This window comes from Paucibacter sp. KCTC 42545, assembly GCF_001477625.1.
Taxonomy (GTDB): Bacteria; Pseudomonadota; Gammaproteobacteria; order Burkholderiales; family Burkholderiaceae_C; genus Paucibacter_A.
This window is the reverse complement of the sequence record NZ_CP013692.1, coordinates 4,070,635-4,088,733: the sequence shown is the minus strand read 5'-3', so window position 1 is coordinate 4,088,733 and position 18,099 is coordinate 4,070,635. Positions and strand designations below refer to the sequence as shown.

The following is an 18,099-nucleotide window of genomic DNA, read 5'->3' as shown; positions in this document are numbered from 1 at the left end:
CGAGCCGGTAAAGAATCGAATGCAGCGGCTGGAAAAATACTATACAGTTCACAAAAGACTGATTAGTAACAAATTCAACTATGCCGCTCAAAGTTGCCATCATTGGTTCAGGAATCTCAGGCCTGGCCGCCGCGCATGCGCTGTCGGCCCAAGGTGGCGCGGTACAGCTGACGCTGCTGGAGGCCGGGGCTTACTACGGTGGCCACGCCAACACGGTGGACATCACCTTGCCCACGCCGCAGGGCCCGGTCACCCACGGGGTGGATACCGGCTTTCTGGTGCTCAATGAGCGCACCTACCCGAACTTGATCGGCTTGTTGAAGCAGTTGGGCGTGGCCAGCGCCAAGTCTGAGATGTCCTTCTCGGTGCAATCCGAGCGCGCGGCCGGCCAGGCGCCGCTGGAATGGGGGGGCAGCAATTTGGCTTCCTTGTTTGCTCAGCGCAGCAATCTGTTCAGCCCGCGCTTTTGGGGCATGTTGAAGGACTTGCTGCGCTTCAATGCCCTGTGCACCCACATTGCCGAACAAGGCACCGAGCAGCAGCTGAGCCAGACCCTGGGCGACTTTTTGTGTGAGCAGCGTTTTGGCGACGCCTTCTGCGAGGACTATCTGCTGCCCATGATGGCCTGCATCTGGAGTTGCCCGACCCGCCAAATGTTGGCCTTCCCGGTGGCCACCATGCTGCGCTTTTGCCATAACCACGGCCTGCTGCAGATCACCGGCCGGCCGCAGTGGTACACGGTGCAGGGCGGCTCCAAGCACTATGTTGAGAAGATCGTGGCCGCCATCGCCGACAAGCGCCTGAACACGCCGGTGCGCAGCATCAAGCGGCTGAGCGGGCCAAGCGGCGGGGTGATGCTGAGCCTGGACAGCGGCACGGAGCGCTTTGACAAAGTCATCATCGCCACGCACTCCGATCAGGCCTTGGCCTTGCTGGCCGAACCCACGGCCGCGGAACGCTCAACCCTGGGCAAGATTCGCTACCAAAGCAATAAGGCCGTCTTGCATACCGACGCCAGCGTGTTGCCGCGCCACCAAGCGGCCTGGGCGGCCTGGAACTACGAGCGCAGCGCCGTGCAAACCGAGGGTGCAAAGGGTGCAGAAGCGACCGAACAGCGCGTTTGCCTGCACTACTACCTCAACCGCCTGCAGCCGCTGCCCTGGACGCAGCCGGTGCTGGTGTCGCTCAACCCCCTGCGCCCCATCGACCCGACCAAGGTCTTGGGCGAGTTTGACTACGCCCACCCCGTGCTGGACCTGGCTGCCGTCGCCGCGCAGGCCCGCATGCCGCATTTGCAGGGCTGGGAACATTGCTACTTTGCAGGCGCCTGGATGGGCTACGGCTTCCACGAAGACGGGCTCAAGGCCGGCCAGGCCGCAGCCAAGCAATTGCTGCATGATTGCGCCGTGGCGGTGTACGCATGAACACCGGCAGCCCTGTCGCCATGTTGGGCTTTGGCCAAGTGCGCCACACCCGCCTGCGGCCGGTGCTGCATGCCTTTGCCTACCCCAGCTATTTTCTGATGCTGCCGCTGCGCAGCTTGAAGCGGGAAGCGGCCCAAGCCGAGGGCGAAGGCCGGAAGGGCTGGCGCATCAACCAGCCCGGGCTGCTGAGCTTTTTCGAGGCCGACCACGGCGATGGCCGCCCTGTTGCACAAGGCGGCGCGCTGGCCTGGCTGGACGAGTTGCTGCAGCGCGAAGGCATTCACGACGCCACCGGCGAAGCCTGGCTGCACTGCTTCCCCCGCGTGCTGGGCTACACCTTCAAGCCGGTGAGCTTCTGGTACTGTCACCGCGCGGCCGACGACCAGGGCGGCGCGCTGCGCGCCATCGTGGTGGAGGTGAACAACACCTTCGGCGAGCGCCACTGCTATTTGCTCGACGCCCCGCGCTGGGGTGCGGAGCTGAGGGCGGACAAGGTCTTCCATGTCTCGCCCTTCTTCAAGGTTGAGGGCCACTACCGCTTTCGCTTCATGCGCAGCCAGGATCGCTGCATTGCCCGCATCGACCTGTGTGAGGGCGACGGCAAAGGTGCAGACGCTGACGAGCAGCCCGTGCTGTTGCAGACCAGCCTGAGTGGCCGGCTGGAAGCGCTGAACGCGCAGACCCTGCGCCGCGCCTTCTGGCGCTACCCCGTCATGACCCTGGGTGTGCTCGTGCGCATCCACCTGCATGCCTGGCAGCTGTGGCGCAAGAAGAAGCTGCCTTTTTTCAGCAAGCCCGCAGCGCCCCAAGCCTTTGTATCGCGCCAGCTCTCGCCGAACCCTGCCGAACCCAGTTGAACCTTGCCGAGCATGAACACCACCACCCTCCCCACACGCACCCACGCCCTGCCTAGCGATGCGCCCGCTGCCGCCCGCAGCGCCCTGCGTCTGTTGCAGAAAATTCAACATGGCGAGCTGAGCATGCAGTTGCCCGATGGCACGCTGCGGCGCTTCGGCGAGCACCCGCAGCAAAACGCCCTGGCCGGCCACCACTACCCCTGCGCCCATTTGGTGCTGCACAACTGGCGGGTGTTTGGCGCCGCGTTGAAGTCGGGTGACATCGGCTTTGCCGAGTCCTATATCGCTGGCGACTGGAGCACGCCCGACCTGACCGAGCTGATCAAGCTCTTCTCGGTCAACCGCCAGGCGATTGATGCGGTGATCTTCGGCAGCTGGGTCGGCCGCTTGTTCTACCGCGTCAAGCATCTGCTGCAGCACAACAGCCGCGCCAATAGCCGCAAGAACATCCACGCGCATTACGACCTGGGCAATGCCTTCTACCGCCTGTGGCTGGATGAAAGCATGAACTACTCCAGCGCCTGGTTCGAGGGTGACCTGAGCCGTCCACTGCGCCAGGCCCAGGACGCCAAGGTGCGGCGCGCGCTGCGCATGGCCCAAGTCAAGCCAGGTGACCGGGTGCTGGAGATCGGCTGCGGCTGGGGCGCCCTGGCCGAGGCGGCCACCCAGGAATTTGACGCCAGCGTGGTGGGCGTGACGCTGAGCACCGAGCAACTCAAATACGCCCAGGCCCGCGTGCCAGATCGGGCCGATCTGCGCCTGCAGGACTATCGCGATATTCGCGACGAACCTTTCGACGCCATCTGCTCCATCGAAATGGTCGAGGCCGTGGGTCAGCGCTACTGGCCGGTCTATTTCCAAACCGTGGCCCGTTTGCTCAAGCCCGGCGGCCACGCTTGCGTGCAGAGCATCGTCATCGATGACAAGCTGTTTGAGCGTTATCTCAGCTCCACCGATTTCATCCAGCAATACATCTTCCCCGGCGGCTGCCTGCCCAGCCCGAGCGAGTTCCGCCGTCAAGCCGAGGCTGCGGGCCTGGAGGTGGTGGACGAGTTTTCCTTCGGCCCGGACTATGCCGAGACCCTGCGGCGCTGGCGCGATGCCTTCCAGGCGCGCCAGGCCGAAGTCGCGGCGCTGGGCTTTGACGAGCGCTTCATGCGCATCTGGGAGTTCTATCTGGCCTATTGCGAGGCTGCCTTCGATACCGGCGACATCAGCCTGACCCAGTTCAGTTTGCGCAAGCCCGCTGCGCCCGCAAAGGCCCGGTCATGAAACGCCGTGATGCTGCTGCGCTGATGCTGGCGGCCGTGGCCATGCCGCTGCGCGCCAGCGAGGGCGCTGCGGCCCTGACGCCTGAGCTGCGGGCGGCCTTGCCGCAGGCCGAGCTGGCCGGCCAGGCCACTTTGAGCTTCTGGGGCTTCGAGGTCTACCGCGCCCGCCTGTGGGTGGCGCCGGGTTTCAAAAGCAGTGACTACGCCAAACATAACTTCGCGCTGGAGCTGATCTATCTGCGCGACTTCAGCGGTGCCGACATCGCCAGCCGCTCGATCAAAGAGATGCGCCGCCAGGGCCCGATGGCTGCCGGTCAAGAGGCCGGCTGGGAAACGCAGATGCGCACCCTGTTTCCCGATGTGAAGACCAACCAGCGCATCACCGGCATTCATCAAGTCGGCCGCGGCGCGGTGTTCTTGTACAACGGCCAGCCCCTGGGCGAGATCCGCGACCCGACCTTTGCCAAGCTCTTCTTCGGCATCTGGCTGGCGCCGCAAACGTCGGAACCCCGCATGCGCAGCAGCCTGCTGGGCGCCGCCGCCGAGGCACCATGAACCACGCTGGCTTGAGCTGGCGGGACGGCCTGCGCTACGGCCTGCTGGGCCTGCCCTTGGCGTTCTGCGCCCTGCCGCTCTACATGCTGATGCCCAATCTGTATGCGCGTGAATGGGGCGTGCCCCTGGGCGCGCTGGGTGCGCTGCTCCTGGCTACGCGCTTGCTCGATGCCCTGGTGGACCCGTGGCTGGGTCGCTGGAGCGACCGACTGTTCGGGCGCTCGCGCTGTGCCGTGCTGGGTTTTGGCGCGGCGGCTGCCGCCTTGCTGGCGCTGAGTTTTGGCCTGCTGTTCTTGCCGCAGGTGCGCGGCGCTACCGCGCTGCTGGTCTGGGCCGGGGCCTGCTTGCTGGGCACCTATCTGGCCTATAGCGCACTGACGGTGGTTCACCAATCTTGGGGCGCGCGCCTGGGCGGCGGCGAGGGCCAGCAAGGCCATATCGTGGCTTGGCGTGAAGGCCTGGGCCTGCTGGGTGTGTTGCTGGCGGCGGCCACCCCGGCGCTGCTGGGGGAGCCGGCCTTGGTGGCCTTGCTGGTGGCTGGCCTGGCCTTGGGTTTCTGGGCCTGGACGCGGGCGCCTTACCCCACGGCACAGGTCCATCCTGAGCCACTGGCGACGGATGCCTGGCGGCCTTGGCGCCAAGCCGCCTTCCGGCGCTTGCTGCTGGTCTATTTGCTCAACGGCATTGCCAGCGCCATTCCGGCCACCTTGGTGCTGTTCTTTGTGCAAGATCGTTTGCAGGGCGGCGCGGGCTGGCAGTCGGCCAGCTTGGGGCTTTACTTTGTGTGCGCCGCGATTTCCATGCCGCTGTGGCTGCGCTTGGTGGGGCGGCTGGGCCTACGGCGCAGCTGGCTGCTCGGCATGCTCTTGTCGATCGCGGTCTTCCTCGGCGCGGCGCAGCTGGGTGCCGGGGACATGCCGGCGTTCTTGCTGGTCTGCGCCTTGTCCGGCCTGGCCCTGGGCAGCGACCTCACCATGCCCAGCGCCTTGCTGGCTGGCGTCATCCACGCGGCTGGTGAGCGTGGGCGCTCGGAGGGCAGCTACTTCGGCTGGTGGAACTTTGCCAGCAAGCTCAATCTGGCCCTGGCCGCGGGCCTGACGCTGCCCCTGCTGGCTTGGCTGGGCTATCAGCCCGGCACGCGCGACCCTGAGGCTTTGCAGATGCTCAGCCTGGCCTATTGCCTGCTGCCTTGCCTGCTCAAGGCGCTGGCGGCGCTGGCGCTGCGCTTTTCATTCACGTCCAACTCTTAAGGCTTGCCCATCATGAAACGACGCCATTGGCTCACGCTGCTGCTCACAGCCAGCTTGCTGCAAGGCTGCGGCAGCCCGCCGCCGGTCACCCACTACGCGCAGGAAAAGCCGCGCCTGGAATTGCGCGAGTACTTCAACGGCACGCTGGATGCCTACGGCATCTTCACCGACCGTTCGGGTCAGGTCGTCAAACGCTTCACGGTGGTGATGAACTGCAGCTGGAATGGCGACCAAGGCGTGCTGGACGAGTTGTTCACCTACTCCGACGGCAGCACCCAGCGCCGCGTCTGGCGCCTGCAGCGCCTGGCCGATGGCCGCTACACCGGCAGCGCCGACGATGTGATCGGCACCGCCCAGGGCCAGCAAAGCGGCAACGCCTTCCAGTGGGCCTACACCCTGGCCTTGCCGGTGGACGGCCGGGTGATCGAGGTGCAGTTCGATGACTGGATGTATCTGATGGATCAGCGGGTGATGCTGAACAAGGCCGCCATGAGCAAATGGGGTGTCCATCTGGGCGAGGTCACGCTGTCCTTCGTCAAACGCTGAACGACTAGCAGCGCAGAGCGATGTCAAGCAACCCTCAAATCCACGATTGGGCCGGCCGCCGGGTCTGGCTGGTGGGCGCCTCCACCGGCATTGGCCGCGCCACGGCCTCGGCCCTGCACGCCGCCGGCGCGCGGGTGATAGTGTCGGCGCGGGGTGCTACTGCGCTGGCCGAATTCGTCAGTGCCCATCCGGGTGCCGAGGCGCTAGCGCTGGATGTGACCGACCCGCAAGCCATGCAGGCGACCGTGGCCCAAGTGCTGGCCGGCGGCCCGCTGGACTGGGTGGTTTACTGCGCCGGTCACTACCGGGCGATGGAGGCCAATCAGCTCGACCTGCCCGATCTGCTGCGCCACAACGAGGTCAATTACCTCGGCGCGCTCTACCTGCTGGATGCCTTGCTGCCGCAACTGCTGGCGCAACCCTTCAACCCCGCCACCGGCCAGCGCGCCCACATCAGCCTGATGGCCAGCGTGGCCGGCTACCGCGGCCTGCCCAAAAGCCTGGCTTACGGGCCCACCAAGGCGGCCTTGATCAATCTGTCTGAAACGCTTTACCTGGATCTGCATCGCCAGGGTGTGGCGGTGTCGGTGATCAACCCCGGCTTTGTCGACACCCCGCTGACGGCACAGAATGATTTCAAAATGCCCGCGCTGATCAGCCCGGCCCAGGCCGCCAGTGCGATTCTGCGCGGCTGGGCGCGCGGCGCGTTTGAGATTCACTTCCCGCGCCGCTTCACCGTTTGGCTCAAGCTCTTGCAGCTCTTGCCTTATCCCGCCTACTTCGCCATCACCCGGCGCTTGAATCGCCCTTGAGAGTTCAGCCATGACGAGCGCAAACGTACCTACCTCCAACGCCACTGCCAACACCGCGGCCATCGACGCCATCGTGCAGTTCTTTGAAACCCTCAGCCCCGCGCAGGTGGAACAGCTGGGCACGATTTACGCGCCTAACGCCGAATTCAAAGACCCCTTCAACAGTGTGCGCGGGGTGCCGGCGATACAGGCGATTTTTCGCCATATGTTCGTCAATCTGGAGTCGCCGCGCTTTGTCATCACCGAGCGCATCGTCGACGGCGCGCAGTGCTTTCTGGCCTGGGAATTCCGCTTCCGCTTCAAGAGCTTCCGGCGCGATCAGGAGCAGTGCATCATTGGCGGCTCGCAGCTGCGGCTCGATGAGCAGGGCCGCATCACCATGCACCGCGACTACTGGGACGCGGCCGAAGAGCTTTATGAAAAGATTCCCTTGCTGGGCGGCCTGATGCGCTGGCTCAGGCAGCGGGTCAATTCCTGACCTATTCGCCGCCAATCATTCGCCGCCGATCAGGCTGACGATGCGCTCATCGCTCAAGCGCATGGGCAAGGACTGGGCTGATAGCAGCGCCACCACCGTGTGCTCGCTGCGGGCGCTGTCGCGGGTCAGCGGCTGCTTGCGCGACTCACCTTGCGCATTGGTCAGGGCGGCCACCACCGGGTGATAAGCCTTGGCGCCGTTGCGCAGCACCACGCCAATCTCGCCCGAGGCCAGCTTGACCATGCAGCCCGGCGGGAAGATGCCAAAGGCCTTGATCAGCGCCGCGGCCATCGGGCTGGAGGCGGCCATTTGCAAAATCTCGCGGCCGGCTTGTTGGGCGCTCATGGCCGGGCGATTGCTGCGAGCGCTCAGGCGGGCGGTGTAGACATCGGCAAAGCGCAGCAATTCCGCCAGCTCACCAATATCGCTGCTGCCGCGCGGGTAGCCTGAGCCATCGCTCAGCTCGTGGTGCTGCAGCACGGCTTCGAGCCAATCCGCATCGTCGATGCCGGCCTGGCTGAGCATCTCGGCACCCTTCTCGGGGTGCTCGCGAATGGTCTCGCGTTGCAAATTGGTGAGGGCCGACACCTGATGCGCCAGGCGCGCTTGCAGGTCCAGCATGGCCACATTCATGGTCAGCGCGGCTTGGAAGGCACGGCGCTGTTCGGCGTCGTTCCAGCCCAGGTAGCGGGCGGAGGCCAGGCAGGCGGTGGCGGCGTGGATGGAATGGTTGACGCCGTAATGCCCGGCGCCGCCTTCGGGCTGGCGCACCACTTGGGACAAAGCCACATCGGGTGAGAGTTCGATCAGGCTGAGCAGATGGTCGGTGCACTCATCCACCGATGCGGCCAGCTCGGCCACCGGCGCGCTGAGGGCTTGGCGCACCTGCTGCTTGCTATTGTCCCAATCGCTCGGCAAACGAGTCATGCGCTGCGCTTTGGAGACCTGACGCGGCGTTTGCGCTGAAACGGCCAGCTCCTCAATCTCCACCAAGGCGCCGCGCTGGAACAACTCGGTCAGCTGCGCTTCATCGGCAATCACCTGGCCGCGCGCCAGCAAGAGCATATGGGCCGCGTCGCGCACGCTGAAAGGCAAGGGCGCGCCGAGCACGATGCGATTTTTGACCGACGACAGTGAGCAGACACGCATGGCACGCAAGAACCGGCAAAGAAGGGTTGGTGACAGAGCGATGCGTTCGCAGGGCTGAACGCACTCTCAGGCAGTCTGTCACGCCAACTTTTCGGGCAACAGGCCAAGTCCACCCGCAGACTGCGGCGGTAACTCGCTGCACATCGGCGGGAAATGCGCCTAACTTAAGGGTTAGGCGCGAGGCGAGTGTACGCGAGGGCGATGACCGCACGAAGTCGCCCTGGGGTGGCGAAATTAGGGGGGTGTGGCACTGGAGGAAAATGACGCGCACTAAGAAGCTGCCTCATGGAGTTCAATGCGGCGAGTGGCCTCGGCCGCCGCCCGGATTTCAAGCAGTGTTGACCTTTCTTCTCCCTCACGCTCCTGCTCACGCCATGTCCTCCATCACGATTTATCACAACCCGGCCTGCGGCACCTCGCGCAATACCTTGGCCCTGATCCGTCATGCCGGCATCGAGCCGGTGGTGGTGGAGTACTTGAAAACGCCTTTGACGGCGGCCCAACTGGCCGAGCTGGTGGCGGCACTGGCCATTCCGGTGCGTGATTTGCTGCGCGAAAAAGGCACGCCGTTCACCGAGCTGGGCTTGGCCGATGCCAAGTGGAGCGATGCCGAACTGCTGGGCTTCATCGAGCAGCACCCGATTTTGATGAACCGCCCTGTGGTGGTGACGCCGCTGGGTGCCAAGCTCTGCCGGCCCTCGGAAGAGGTGCTGGACTTGCTGCCCGTGGGCCCGCTGGCGCCCTTCACCAAGTCGGATGGTGAGCAGGTGATCGATTCAGGCCAGCGCCGAGGCCGTGCCTAAGCCTGGCTTGCGCCGCAAGAATCGCCCGAAGCCTGGCGCCCGGCCTAGCTCGGGGTGAGGCTTGTCGTCCTCGAAGGCGATATGGCCATTGATCACCGTGACTTTGATGATGCCGTCGTTGCGGTTGACCATGCGCTGCATGCCGCCCATCACTTCAAAGCTGGCTTCGGCATAGGCATCCAACTTGGCGCGGCGCAAGGCCTCGGGGTCCAGCACCACCAAGTCGGCTTGCGCGCCGACGCGCAGGCGGCCGGCGTCGATCTCATACCAGTCAGCAATCTCGCCGCTCAAGCGCCACACGGCCTTCTCGGGCGATAGGGTGGGGCGCGGCAACAGGCTTTGCTGCAACATGGCCAGGCCGAAGTTGTAGAACGCCATATTGCGCAGATGGGCGCCAGCATCGGAGAAGCCGACCAGGCTGCAAGGCTCGCGCAGATTGCTGGCCATGCGCTCGGGTCGGTGGTTAGCGATGACTGTGGACCAACGCAGGGCGCGGCCGTGGTCGATGATCAGGTCCAGAAAGGTGTCGACCTCGTGCTGGCCGCGCTCAGCCGCAATCTGCTGCACCGACTTGCCCACCAGGCCGGGCTCGGGGCAGGCGATCACATGGGCGTCGCTGAAGTCGCGGTGCCAAACCTTGCCGCCCCATTTGCGCCGGTACTCAGCCTTGAACTGGCTGCGGTAGGCGGGGTCGGCAAAGAGCTTGTTGCGGTCGAAGTCGTGCTTGAGGTGCAGGGCCGCTTCACCGGCCGGGAACTCTTCGAAGATGATGAAGTCAATGCCATCGGCATAGACCTGGAAGGGCTGGGGCAAGGCCTGCCAGCGGAAGTTGGCGCCCAGGCGGCGATTGAAGAAATTGGTGCCGAGGGCGACCAGGCGGTCCAGACCCGGCTTGGCCTTCACGTCCATCAAGGTGATCAAGGTGGTTTTGAGCGTCTTGCGCAGGCCCAGGCTGGCGGAGCTGAAGAGGTAGAAGACCGCGTTGACGGGATTGTTCAAGTTGGGCGCGCTTTGCAGAATCGCGCCGCGCCGCCGCAGCAGCTTGTGCAAGCGGCGGTACTCGCTCCAGCGTGCGTAGACGGAGGGCAGTGCGCTGGAGCGGTAGCGCTCGCCGTCCACCTTGTCCCAGGGATTGGTCATGCCCGACATGCCCAGCAGGCCTTGGCTGATGCCTTCGTCCAGATGGCGCTCCATGGCCTGCATCTCGGCCTCGCTGGGGCGGGCCTTGGGGTCCACCGCGCGGCCCAGGCCCATCACGGCGGTGCGCAGATCGGAGTGGCCCATATAGCTGCAGATATTCGGCCCCAGAGGCAGGGACTCCAGTTTGGCGATATAGCCGGCGGCGTCCGTCCAGGTCTTGTCTTTTTGTAGCGTGGGCAGCACGTATTCGCGCGGGATGGACTCGACCCGGGTGAAGATGTCCGAGGCGTCTTCGGCCGCGGTGTAAATCATGCTGATGGAGCAGCTGCCGATGAAGGCGGTGGTCACGCCGTGCCGCACCGACTCGGGCAGGCCGGGCGCCATCAGCACCTCGGCGTCGTAGTGGGTGTGGATGTCAATAAAGCCTGGCGTGACCCACAGCCCTTGCGCGGGCAGCACGCGCGCCGCGCGCTCGGTGGGCAGGGGCGCGCGGCTGATCTCCACCACCTTGCCCTGCCGCAGGGCCACATCGGCCACAAAGGCCGCGGCACCGCTGCCGTCCATCACGGTGCCGCCTTGAATGAGCAGGTCGTAGCTGATGTCCATGGCCGCTGTCTCGCTTTGCTTTTTGAGTGTGGGCGGATTGTTCCTCGGGTGGGTCTGGGCCGATTGACTTGCGACCTCAAACTTTTAACATTTCGCATCACCCGTGGAAGCCCTAGTCCTCAGCCCCTATGACCGCACTTGTCCGCGCCGCCAGCCTGAGTTCTTATGAAAATCTGGCCGCCAGTCTGGGTCTGGACGTGACACGCGAGTTGCGGCGGGTTGGCCTGTCGCGCCGCAGCCTGGCCCAGCCCGAGGCCTTGATCCCTTATCTTTCCCTGATTCATTTGTTGGAGCATTCGGCGGCGGCCGCCGCCTGCCCGGACTTTGGCCAGCGTCTGGCTCGTCTGCAAAACCTGGGCGTGTTGGGGCCGCTGGCGGTTTTGCTGCGCCATGCCGCCACGGTGGGCGAGGCGCTGAGCCTGGCCTCCAGCTATATCTTTGTCCACAGCCCGGCCGTGCGCTTTGTGCTGCAGGACGTGGCCGGTCGGCCCACTCAGGTGGACCTGTGCTTTGCGATTGACATGCCCGCGCTGCCGCCCCATGCGCAGACTTTGGAGTTGTCCCTGGGTGTGATGCTGCAAGGCCTGCGCATGGTGTGTCCGGGCGAGGCCCAGCCCTTGCTGGCGCTGTTCCCTCATGCCCGCCAGGGGCCGCTGGCCAGCTATGCCGAGAGCTATGGCTGTGACTGCCGTTTTGGCGCCGAGCGCTGCGCCCTGCGCCTGTGGCGGCGCGATCTGGCGCGCCCCATCCTGAGCCACGACCCCCATGTGCGCGCCATGGCCGAGACCTATTTGGCCCAGCAGTTCCCGGCGCCCGAGCAAGCGGTGGCCGATCGGGTGCGGGCGCTGTTGCGGCATCTGCTGGACGCCGGCCAGGCCAGCCAGCGGCATGTGGCCGAGGCCATGTCCATCCACCCCAGCACCTTGCAGCGCCGCTTGGCGGCCGAGGGCTGGCATTTCGAGCAGATCCTGGACGAGCTGCGGCGCGACAAGCTGCTGGACCTGCTGCGCCCTGTCGCCCGCCTGAGCCTGACTCAGATCGCCCTGATGCTGGGCTACTCCGAGCAGGCCGCGTTGACGCGCAGCTGCAAGCGCTGGTATGGCTGCACGCCCAGCGCCTTGCGCAAGGACGAGGCTTACTTGGTCAAGAACGCCAGCATGCGGTCGGCAAACTTGCCGTAGGGCGGCATCATGAATTTGAGGCTGGAGAAGCGCGCCTGGTAGAACACCGGGCGCAGCTTGGAGAAGGTGTCGAAGCCTTCACGGCCGTGGTAATGGCCCATGCCCGAATCGCCCACGCCGCCAAAGGGCAGGTCGTGCTGGCCGACGTGGAAGAGCGCGTCGTTGACCGACACGCCGCCCGACATCACCCGGTCCAGCAAGGTCTGCACCTGGCGGCCGTCGTAGCTGAAGGGGTAGAGCGCCAGCGGGCGCGGGCCGCTGTTGATGGCGGTGATGACTTGCTCCAGCGTCGCGTAGCTGTGGATGGGCAAGATGGGGCCGAAGATCTCGCGCTGGTTCAGCGCGCAATCAGCCGGCGCATTCAGCACGATGTGAGGCGCGATCTTGCGGCTGGCTTCATCAAAAGCGGGGCCGGGGATCAGCTGGATCAGCTCTGCGCCCGCAGCACGCGCTTCCTCCATGGCGGCAAGCAGGCGGCGGAAGGCGCGCTCGTCGATGATGGCGGTGTAGTCCGGCGAGTCCAGGCTGGGGTAGCGCTTGCTGACGATTTCGCGCGCGGCCTGCACAAAGTCGGCCACCCGCGGCTGGCTCATCCACAGATGGTCAACCGTGGTGCAGATCTGCCCGGCGTTGAGGCATTTGACGAACATGATGCGTTCGGTCGCCAAGCGCAGCGGAAAGTCGTCCAGCAGCACGGCCGGGGCTTTGCCGCCTAACTCCAAGGTCACGGGGCAGAGGTTTTTGGCCGCGGCGGCCATCACGGCGCGGCCGGTCTGGCCCGAGCCGGTGAACAGCAGGTGGTCGAAGTGCAGCTGGGAGAACTCAACGCCGACGCCGCCGGTCTCGTCAAACACCTGCAACTTCTCGGGCGGGAAGTAGGCCGGCAAGCGCTCGATCAGCAAGGCGGCCAGGTGGCGTGAGTTCTCGCTCATCTTCACCATGGCGCGGTTGCCGGCGGCGAAGATGAAGCTCAGCGGCACCAGGCTGAGGTTGATGGGGAAGTTCCAGGGCACGATCACGCCCACCACGCCCAGGGGTTGCGGAATCACGCGGTTGCGCGCGCCGAGGAAGTTGCGGATGTCGACGCTGCGGCGCTGCGGCTTCATCCAGCTCTTGAGGTGCTTGAGGATTTGGTCGATGCCGTCGATGGCCGGGAAGATTTCGGCCAGCAGGGTTTCGTGTTTGGAGCGGTGGCCGTAGTCGGCGCTCACCGCCTCGCACAACGCGTCTTTGTTTTCACGGATGAAGCGCTGCAGGGTTTTCAGGTCGCTGCGGCGTTGCGCCAGCGTGGGCACCGGGTCGGCGTGATAGGCCTGGCGCTGCTTGGCCAGGCAGGCTTGCAACTGGGCCTGGACCACGTCGGCGGGAATCGCAAAGTTCTGAAGATTGGGGCTCATGGGGAGTTCCTGGCTGGCGCGCACGCAGTGGCGGGCGCTCTTGATCTTAAGGATCGTCTTTTGCCGCGCGGATTGCACGGGCTTTGCCGGACAAACTATTGTCATTTGGCGACAGACCGGGAAAGTCCCAGGGTGTGCGCATTCAGCCCTGGCATGCCACCGCTTACGCAGCAATTCGTCAGCACCGCACAGGGCGCAAAGGCATTGTCACGGTTTGCATGCTCAAGGCCTGGCACCTAGATGACATGTGATGTCGGCCCCGGCCGCGCAGAATGGGCGCACAACACCGGAGACAAAGCCATGAGCCAGCGTGCCAGTTTCACCCGCATGGAAGACAGCGTGGCTGCCGATTGGCGGCTGATCGGTGCTGAGTTCATGCAGTTCGCGGGCCAGCTGCCGGATCGCCTGATGACCCACCTCAAGCTGCTGGAGAACGACTACGGCGGCTTTCCCATCGACCGCTACACCCACTGCCTGCAAACCGCCACCCGCGCCCTGCGCGATGGCCGTGACGAGGAATATGTGGTGTGCGCCCTGCTGCACGATATGGGCGACACCCTGGGCAGCTTCAACCATGCCGATATTGCCGCGGCCATCCTCAAGCCTTTTGTCAGCGAAGAGAACCACTGGATGGTGGCGCATCACGCGATCTTTCAGGGCCACTATTTTTTCCATCACCTGGGCATGGACCGCGATATGCGCGAGCAGTTCAAGGACCACCCGGCTTACGCACGCACGGCCGAGTTCTGTGAGCTGTACGACAACCCCTCTTTCGACCCCGCTGCGGAGACTTTGCCGATCAGCGCCTTTGAACCCATGCTGCGCCGCGTGCTGGCCCAGCCCAAGCAGTCGCTTTACAAGGCGGCGCTGACGCAGCGTCAATCGGCCTGAGGCCGGCAAACCCTGGTGCGATGCGGGCAGATCAGTTTCCTGCCTGCGGCGCATCCACAAGACAACAAGAGCACACCACCATGAACATCAACGAATCCCTCAACATCCCCTCGCTGCAAGGCAAGGTCAGCCCGGCCGAATGGCAGCTGCGCTGCGACTTGGCCGCTGCCTACCGCCTGGTGGCCTTGTACGGCTGGAGCGACCTGGTGTTCACCCATATCAGCGCGCGCATCCCTGGGCCCGAGCATCACTTCTTGATCAATCCCTACGGGCTGATGTTTGATGAGATCACCGCCTCCAGCCTGATCAAGGTGGACCAAGCCTGCAACAAGCTCAGCCAGTCGCCCTTCCCGGTCAACCCGGCCGGCTTCACCATTCACAGCTGCGTGCATCAGGCGCGTGAGGATGCCGGCTGCGTTTTGCACACCCACAGCCGCGCGGGTGTGGCGGTCTCGGCGCAAAAATGTGGCGTGCTGCCGATCAGTCAGCAGTCCACCTTTGTGCTGGGCGCGCTGGCCTATCACGACTATGAAGGCGTGGCCCTGCGCGAGGACGAACAGCCGCGCTTGCAAGCGGACCTGGGCAATAAGCGCTTTCTGATGCTGCGCAATCACGGCCTGCTGACCGTGGGCAAGAGCATCCCGGATGCGTTCTTGAATATGTATATCTTCGAGTCCACCTGCCGCATCCAGCTCGACGCGCAGGCCGGCGGCGAGTTGCATCAGGTGAACCCGCAAATCCTCCAAGGCATGGCGACGGTGATGAAGACGGTGACTGTGGGCATGGGCTCCGACCTTGCTTGGCCGGCGCTGCTGCGCAAGTTGGAGCGCTTGGACGCCAGCTACCGCAGCTGAGCCGGGTCAGCCCGCCGGGCCTGCCGAGTCTGGTTTTCCTCGGGAAAACCCCAGCCCGCCCCGGCCGGAATCGCAGCAGTGCAGCGGTGACAATGCGCCCTCGCTGCGTGGCCACAAGCCAGGCTGTTGCGTGCTCAACATCAGGGAATTCGGCTTTGCCGCGATGAGTGAACGCTGCGCCATCACGCAAACCGCAGGCTCGAGCACACCCAGGCCCGGCCACCTTTCAGACCAAGCACGGAGAATCGCTTGAGCACCAACAACCAAGTTAAAACCACGGGTGGGCACACCATCCTGGGCCATCCGAACAGCCTGTTTGTCCTGTTCTTCACCGAGATGTGGGAACGCTTCTCCTACTACGGCATGCGCGCCCTGCTGGTGCTGTTCCTGATCTCAGAAACCGCCAAGGGCGGCTGGGGCTGGAGCCGCGCCGACGCCACCTCGCTGTACGCCTGGTACACCATGCTGGTGTACTTCACCCCTATCCTGGGCGGCTACCTGGCTGACCGCTATCTGGGCACGCGTCGCGCTGTTCTGCTCGGCGGCTTCATCATCGCCGCAGGCCACATCTCGCTGTTCCTGGAGACGATTCCTTCCTTCTACCTGGGCCTGGGCCTGGTGATTGCGGGCACGGGCTTGTTCAAGCCGAATATCTCGGCCATCGTCGGCCAGCTTTACGGCAAGGACAACGAAGGCGGCCGTGACGGTGGCTACACGCTGTTCTATATGGGCGTGAACGCCGGTGCCTTCTTCGGCATCTCGCTGTGCGGCTATATCGGTGAAAAAGTGTCTTGGAACCTGGGCTTCGGTCTGGCCGGTGTCTTCATGATTTTGGGCGCCTTGCAGTTCTTCTTCAGCCAGAAGGTGTTCGGCGACATCGGCACCGCGCCGACCAAGGAGAAGACCGCCGCCGCCCACGCGGCTGACGACACGCCCGCCCATGTGGTGGCCGATCGCCTGAAGGCCGTCTTTGTGTTTGCCTTCTTCACCATCTTCTTCTGGTTTGCTTTCGAGCAGGCCGGCGGCTCCATGACCATCTTCGCGGCCGATTACACCGACCGTACCCTCGTCGGCACCAGCGGCTTGGTCTTCAAGATCGTCAACACGCTGATGACGGTGATCCCGGCAGCGGTGCTGACCTGGCTGTTGTTCCAACTGCACCGCGCCACCGGCAAGAGCCAGTGGCTGGGCAATCTGCTGCTGGTGCTGGCCTTTGCCCTGATCTGGGGCTTGGTGATCTGGATGCTGGGCCGCGAATTCGCCATGGATCAAAGCGAAGTGCCGGCCACCTGGTTCGGTGTGCTGAACTCCTTCTTCATCGTCATCCTGGCGCCGGCGTTTTCCAAGTTGTGGGAGAAGCACTGGAATCCGAGCGGCCCGGTCAAGTTCGGCGTCGGTCTGGTGCTGCTGGGCCTGGGCTTTGCCGCCCTGGCTTTTGGCGCCGCCGGCATCCCTTCGGGCGCCAAGACCGCTCAGGTCAGCATGCTCTTCCTGTGCCTGGCCTATCTGCTGCACACCATGGGTGAGCTGTGCGTGTCGCCGGTGGGCCTGTCCTACATCTCCAAGCTGGCGCCCGCGCGCCTGCTGGGCCTGATGTTCGGCGTCTGGTTCCTGAACTCGGCCATCGCCAACTTCATCGGCGGCAAGACGGGTGCCTATATCGACTACATCTCGGCCACGTATTCGATGTCCACCTTCTTCCTGATCTTCACCCTGATCCCCATGGGTGCGGGTGTGGTCTTGATGCTGCTGACACCCTGGATGAAGAAAAAGATGCACGGCGTGCATTGATGGCTGCGGTCAGCTGACGCAGTCAGCCCCCAATGCCGGGTGCGCGAGCCGTTTTCCAACGCGCTTGCTCCCCAGAAAGTAGGCCCCGCGATGCGGGGCCTTTTTTTCGGCCTGGCGAGCTTGGCCGGTGGCTCGGCCGAATGAAAAGAGCCCGAAGCAGCCGCAGTCTTGCCGCCCGCTGATCAAGTCTTTCAAATCAGGCCTAACGCAACAAAGGAGCGGATGGGTGGCGCAGCAGCTGGCCGCCAGTTGATTCAACTTGCGTGGATCTTGTCGCCTACCTGAGTGAAAAAGAGGGCAAAAGTCTCAGAAAGGCCAGTGAATTGCTCACAAAGTGCCGCTTGAAGATTTACGGCTGCGCGTGCGATTAGCGCCCTAATCTGTGCCGGCGTTGTGTGAGTCCAAACGCGCACTGAGGAGATCGGTATGGAAGTAGCAATCGGGTCCATGGTGAGTGCCTTCACTCCCGCAGCGGGCAAGACGGAAAGACGGCAGGCTGATTCGCTCAGCAGCCACTGGCTGAGTTTGGTTCTGGAGGAGCTGGACTACGGCGTGTTGCTGTTGAATGCCTCTGGCCGCGTGCTGCACTGCAATCTCTCGGCGCGGCGCGGCCTGGATGAATCTCATCCTTTGGAAATCAGCGCCAACCACCTGCGTTGCCGCGACCCGCGTGATGCCGCGCCCCTGGCCGAAGCCTTGCAGAATGCCGAGCGCGACGGTCGGCGCTGCCTCTTGCGCCTGGGTGAAGGCGAGCGCCGCAGCAATGTCGTGGTGGTGCCTCTGAATCGCGATGTGTCGCGCGCCGCCGTTTTGCTGGTGCTCGAGCGAGGTCAGCTCTGCGGCGAATTGGCGGCGCAATGGTTCGCGCTGCGCTATGGCCTGACGCCCACCGAAACCGAAGTGCTCAAAGCCCTCAGCGCCGGCGTGCGGCCCAACTTTGTGGCCGAGCAGCAGGGTGTGGCCATCTCCACGGTGCGCACCCAGATTCAAAGCATCCGCGCCAAGTCCGGTGCCGACAGCATCGGCGAGCTGATGCGCCAGTTGGCGGTGCTGCCGCCGCTGATGTCCGCCTTACGCATGGAGTTCAACTAAGA

At 64.4% G+C, this 18,099-nt stretch carries 17 protein-coding genes; 14 read left to right on the top strand and 3 right to left on the bottom strand.

Annotation, left to right across the window (positions count from 1 at the left end; translation table 11 throughout):
* The first annotated feature begins 80 nt into the window (after positions 1-80).
* The 8 genes from AT984_RS17490 to AT984_RS17455 are packed head-to-tail and all read left to right on the top strand — an operon-like array spanning position 81 to position 7,193.
* Entirely contained in the window at positions 81-1,424 is a 1,344-nt protein-coding gene (locus tag AT984_RS17490; protein WP_058721202.1) for an NAD(P)/FAD-dependent oxidoreductase, read from the top strand.
* Complete coding sequence (locus AT984_RS17485; RefSeq protein ID WP_058721201.1) at positions 1,421-2,281, top strand: DUF1365 domain-containing protein; 861 nt, start codon at positions 1,421-1,423, stop codon at positions 2,279-2,281. Before AT984_RS17490 ends, AT984_RS17485 begins: the two co-directional genes overlap by 4 nt.
* A gap of 12 nt (positions 2,282-2,293) precedes the next feature.
* Positions 2,294-3,553 carry an SAM-dependent methyltransferase gene (locus tag AT984_RS17480; RefSeq protein ID WP_058721200.1) on the top strand — a complete coding sequence of 420 codons (1,260 nt, stop codon included), beginning with the start codon at positions 2,294-2,296 and terminating at the stop codon, positions 3,551-3,553.
* The gene (locus tag AT984_RS17475) at positions 3,550-4,107 is read left to right on the top strand and encodes a chalcone isomerase family protein (protein ID WP_058721199.1); all 558 of its coding nucleotides are present in this window, start codon (positions 3,550-3,552) and stop codon (positions 4,105-4,107) included. The genes AT984_RS17480 and AT984_RS17475 overlap by 4 nt, the downstream gene beginning before the upstream one ends.
* Complete coding sequence (locus AT984_RS17470; protein ID WP_058721198.1) at positions 4,104-5,357, top strand: MFS transporter; 1,254 nt, start codon at positions 4,104-4,106, stop codon at positions 5,355-5,357. Before AT984_RS17475 ends, AT984_RS17470 begins: the two co-directional genes overlap by 4 nt.
* Before the next feature lie 12 nt (positions 5,358-5,369).
* Positions 5,370-5,903: a DUF3833 domain-containing protein gene (locus AT984_RS17465; RefSeq protein ID WP_058721197.1), complete on the top strand. Its 534-nt coding sequence runs from the start codon at positions 5,370-5,372 to the stop codon at positions 5,901-5,903.
* 20 nt (positions 5,904-5,923) lie between these two features.
* Positions 5,924-6,715: an SDR family NAD(P)-dependent oxidoreductase gene (locus tag AT984_RS17460; protein ID WP_058721196.1), complete on the top strand. Its 792-nt coding sequence runs from the start codon at positions 5,924-5,926 to the stop codon at positions 6,713-6,715.
* A gap of 10 nt (positions 6,716-6,725) precedes the next feature.
* Positions 6,726-7,193, top strand: a complete 468-nt coding sequence (locus tag AT984_RS17455) for a nuclear transport factor 2 family protein (protein ID WP_058721195.1) — start codon at positions 6,726-6,728, stop codon at positions 7,191-7,193.
* 15 nt (positions 7,194-7,208) lie between these two features.
* On the opposite strand, the gene AT984_RS17450 is transcribed toward AT984_RS17455, so the two are convergent.
* Positions 7,209-8,342, bottom strand: a complete 1,134-nt coding sequence (locus AT984_RS17450) for an HD-GYP domain-containing protein (RefSeq protein WP_058721194.1) — start codon at positions 8,340-8,342, stop codon at positions 7,209-7,211.
* 374 nt (positions 8,343-8,716) lie between these two features.
* Between AT984_RS17450 and arsC the strand changes: the two genes are divergently transcribed.
* Positions 8,717-9,145 carry an arsenate reductase (glutaredoxin) gene (gene arsC / locus AT984_RS17445; RefSeq protein WP_058721193.1) on the top strand — a complete coding sequence of 143 codons (429 nt, stop codon included), beginning with the start codon at positions 8,717-8,719 and terminating at the stop codon, positions 9,143-9,145.
* On the opposite strand, the gene AT984_RS17440 is transcribed toward arsC, so the two are convergent.
* Positions 9,119-10,891, bottom strand: a complete 1,773-nt coding sequence (locus AT984_RS17440; protein ID WP_058721192.1) for an N-acyl-D-amino-acid deacylase family protein — start codon at positions 10,889-10,891, stop codon at positions 9,119-9,121. The two genes, arsC and AT984_RS17440, sit on opposite strands and share 27 nt — an antisense overlap.
* Positions 10,892-11,019: 128 nt before the next feature.
* Here AT984_RS17440 and AT984_RS17435 point away from each other — a divergent pair, with 128 nt between their 5' ends.
* Complete coding sequence (locus tag AT984_RS17435) at positions 11,020-12,072, top strand: AraC family transcriptional regulator (RefSeq protein ID WP_058721191.1); 1,053 nt, start codon at positions 11,020-11,022, stop codon at positions 12,070-12,072.
* Here the strand turns inward: AT984_RS17435 and AT984_RS17430 are convergent.
* The gene (locus AT984_RS17430; RefSeq protein ID WP_058722423.1) at positions 12,027-13,469 is read right to left on the bottom strand and encodes a coniferyl aldehyde dehydrogenase; all 1,443 of its coding nucleotides are present in this window, start codon (positions 13,467-13,469) and stop codon (positions 12,027-12,029) included. The two genes, AT984_RS17435 and AT984_RS17430, sit on opposite strands and share 46 nt — an antisense overlap.
* Before the next feature lie 300 nt (positions 13,470-13,769).
* Between AT984_RS17430 and AT984_RS17425 the strand changes: the two genes are divergently transcribed.
* The 4 genes from AT984_RS17425 (at position 13,770) to AT984_RS17410 (ending at position 18,097) form a co-directional block, all read left to right on the top strand.
* Positions 13,770-14,360: an HD domain-containing protein gene (locus tag AT984_RS17425; RefSeq protein ID WP_058722422.1), complete on the top strand. Its 591-nt coding sequence runs from the start codon at positions 13,770-13,772 to the stop codon at positions 14,358-14,360.
* Positions 14,361-14,440: 80 nt separating this feature from the next.
* A complete protein-coding gene (locus AT984_RS17420; RefSeq protein WP_058721190.1) occupies positions 14,441-15,214 on the top strand; it encodes a class II aldolase/adducin family protein in 774 nt (257 codons plus the stop codon).
* Positions 15,215-15,463: 249 nt separating this feature from the next.
* Positions 15,464-17,005: a peptide MFS transporter gene (locus tag AT984_RS17415; RefSeq protein ID WP_058721189.1), complete on the top strand. Its 1,542-nt coding sequence runs from the start codon at positions 15,464-15,466 to the stop codon at positions 17,003-17,005.
* Positions 17,006-17,431: 426 nt separating this feature from the next.
* Positions 17,432-18,097, top strand: a complete 666-nt coding sequence (locus tag AT984_RS17410) for a helix-turn-helix transcriptional regulator (RefSeq protein WP_082680131.1) — start codon at positions 17,432-17,434, stop codon at positions 18,095-18,097.
* The last annotated feature ends 2 nt before the right edge of the window (positions 18,098-18,099 follow it).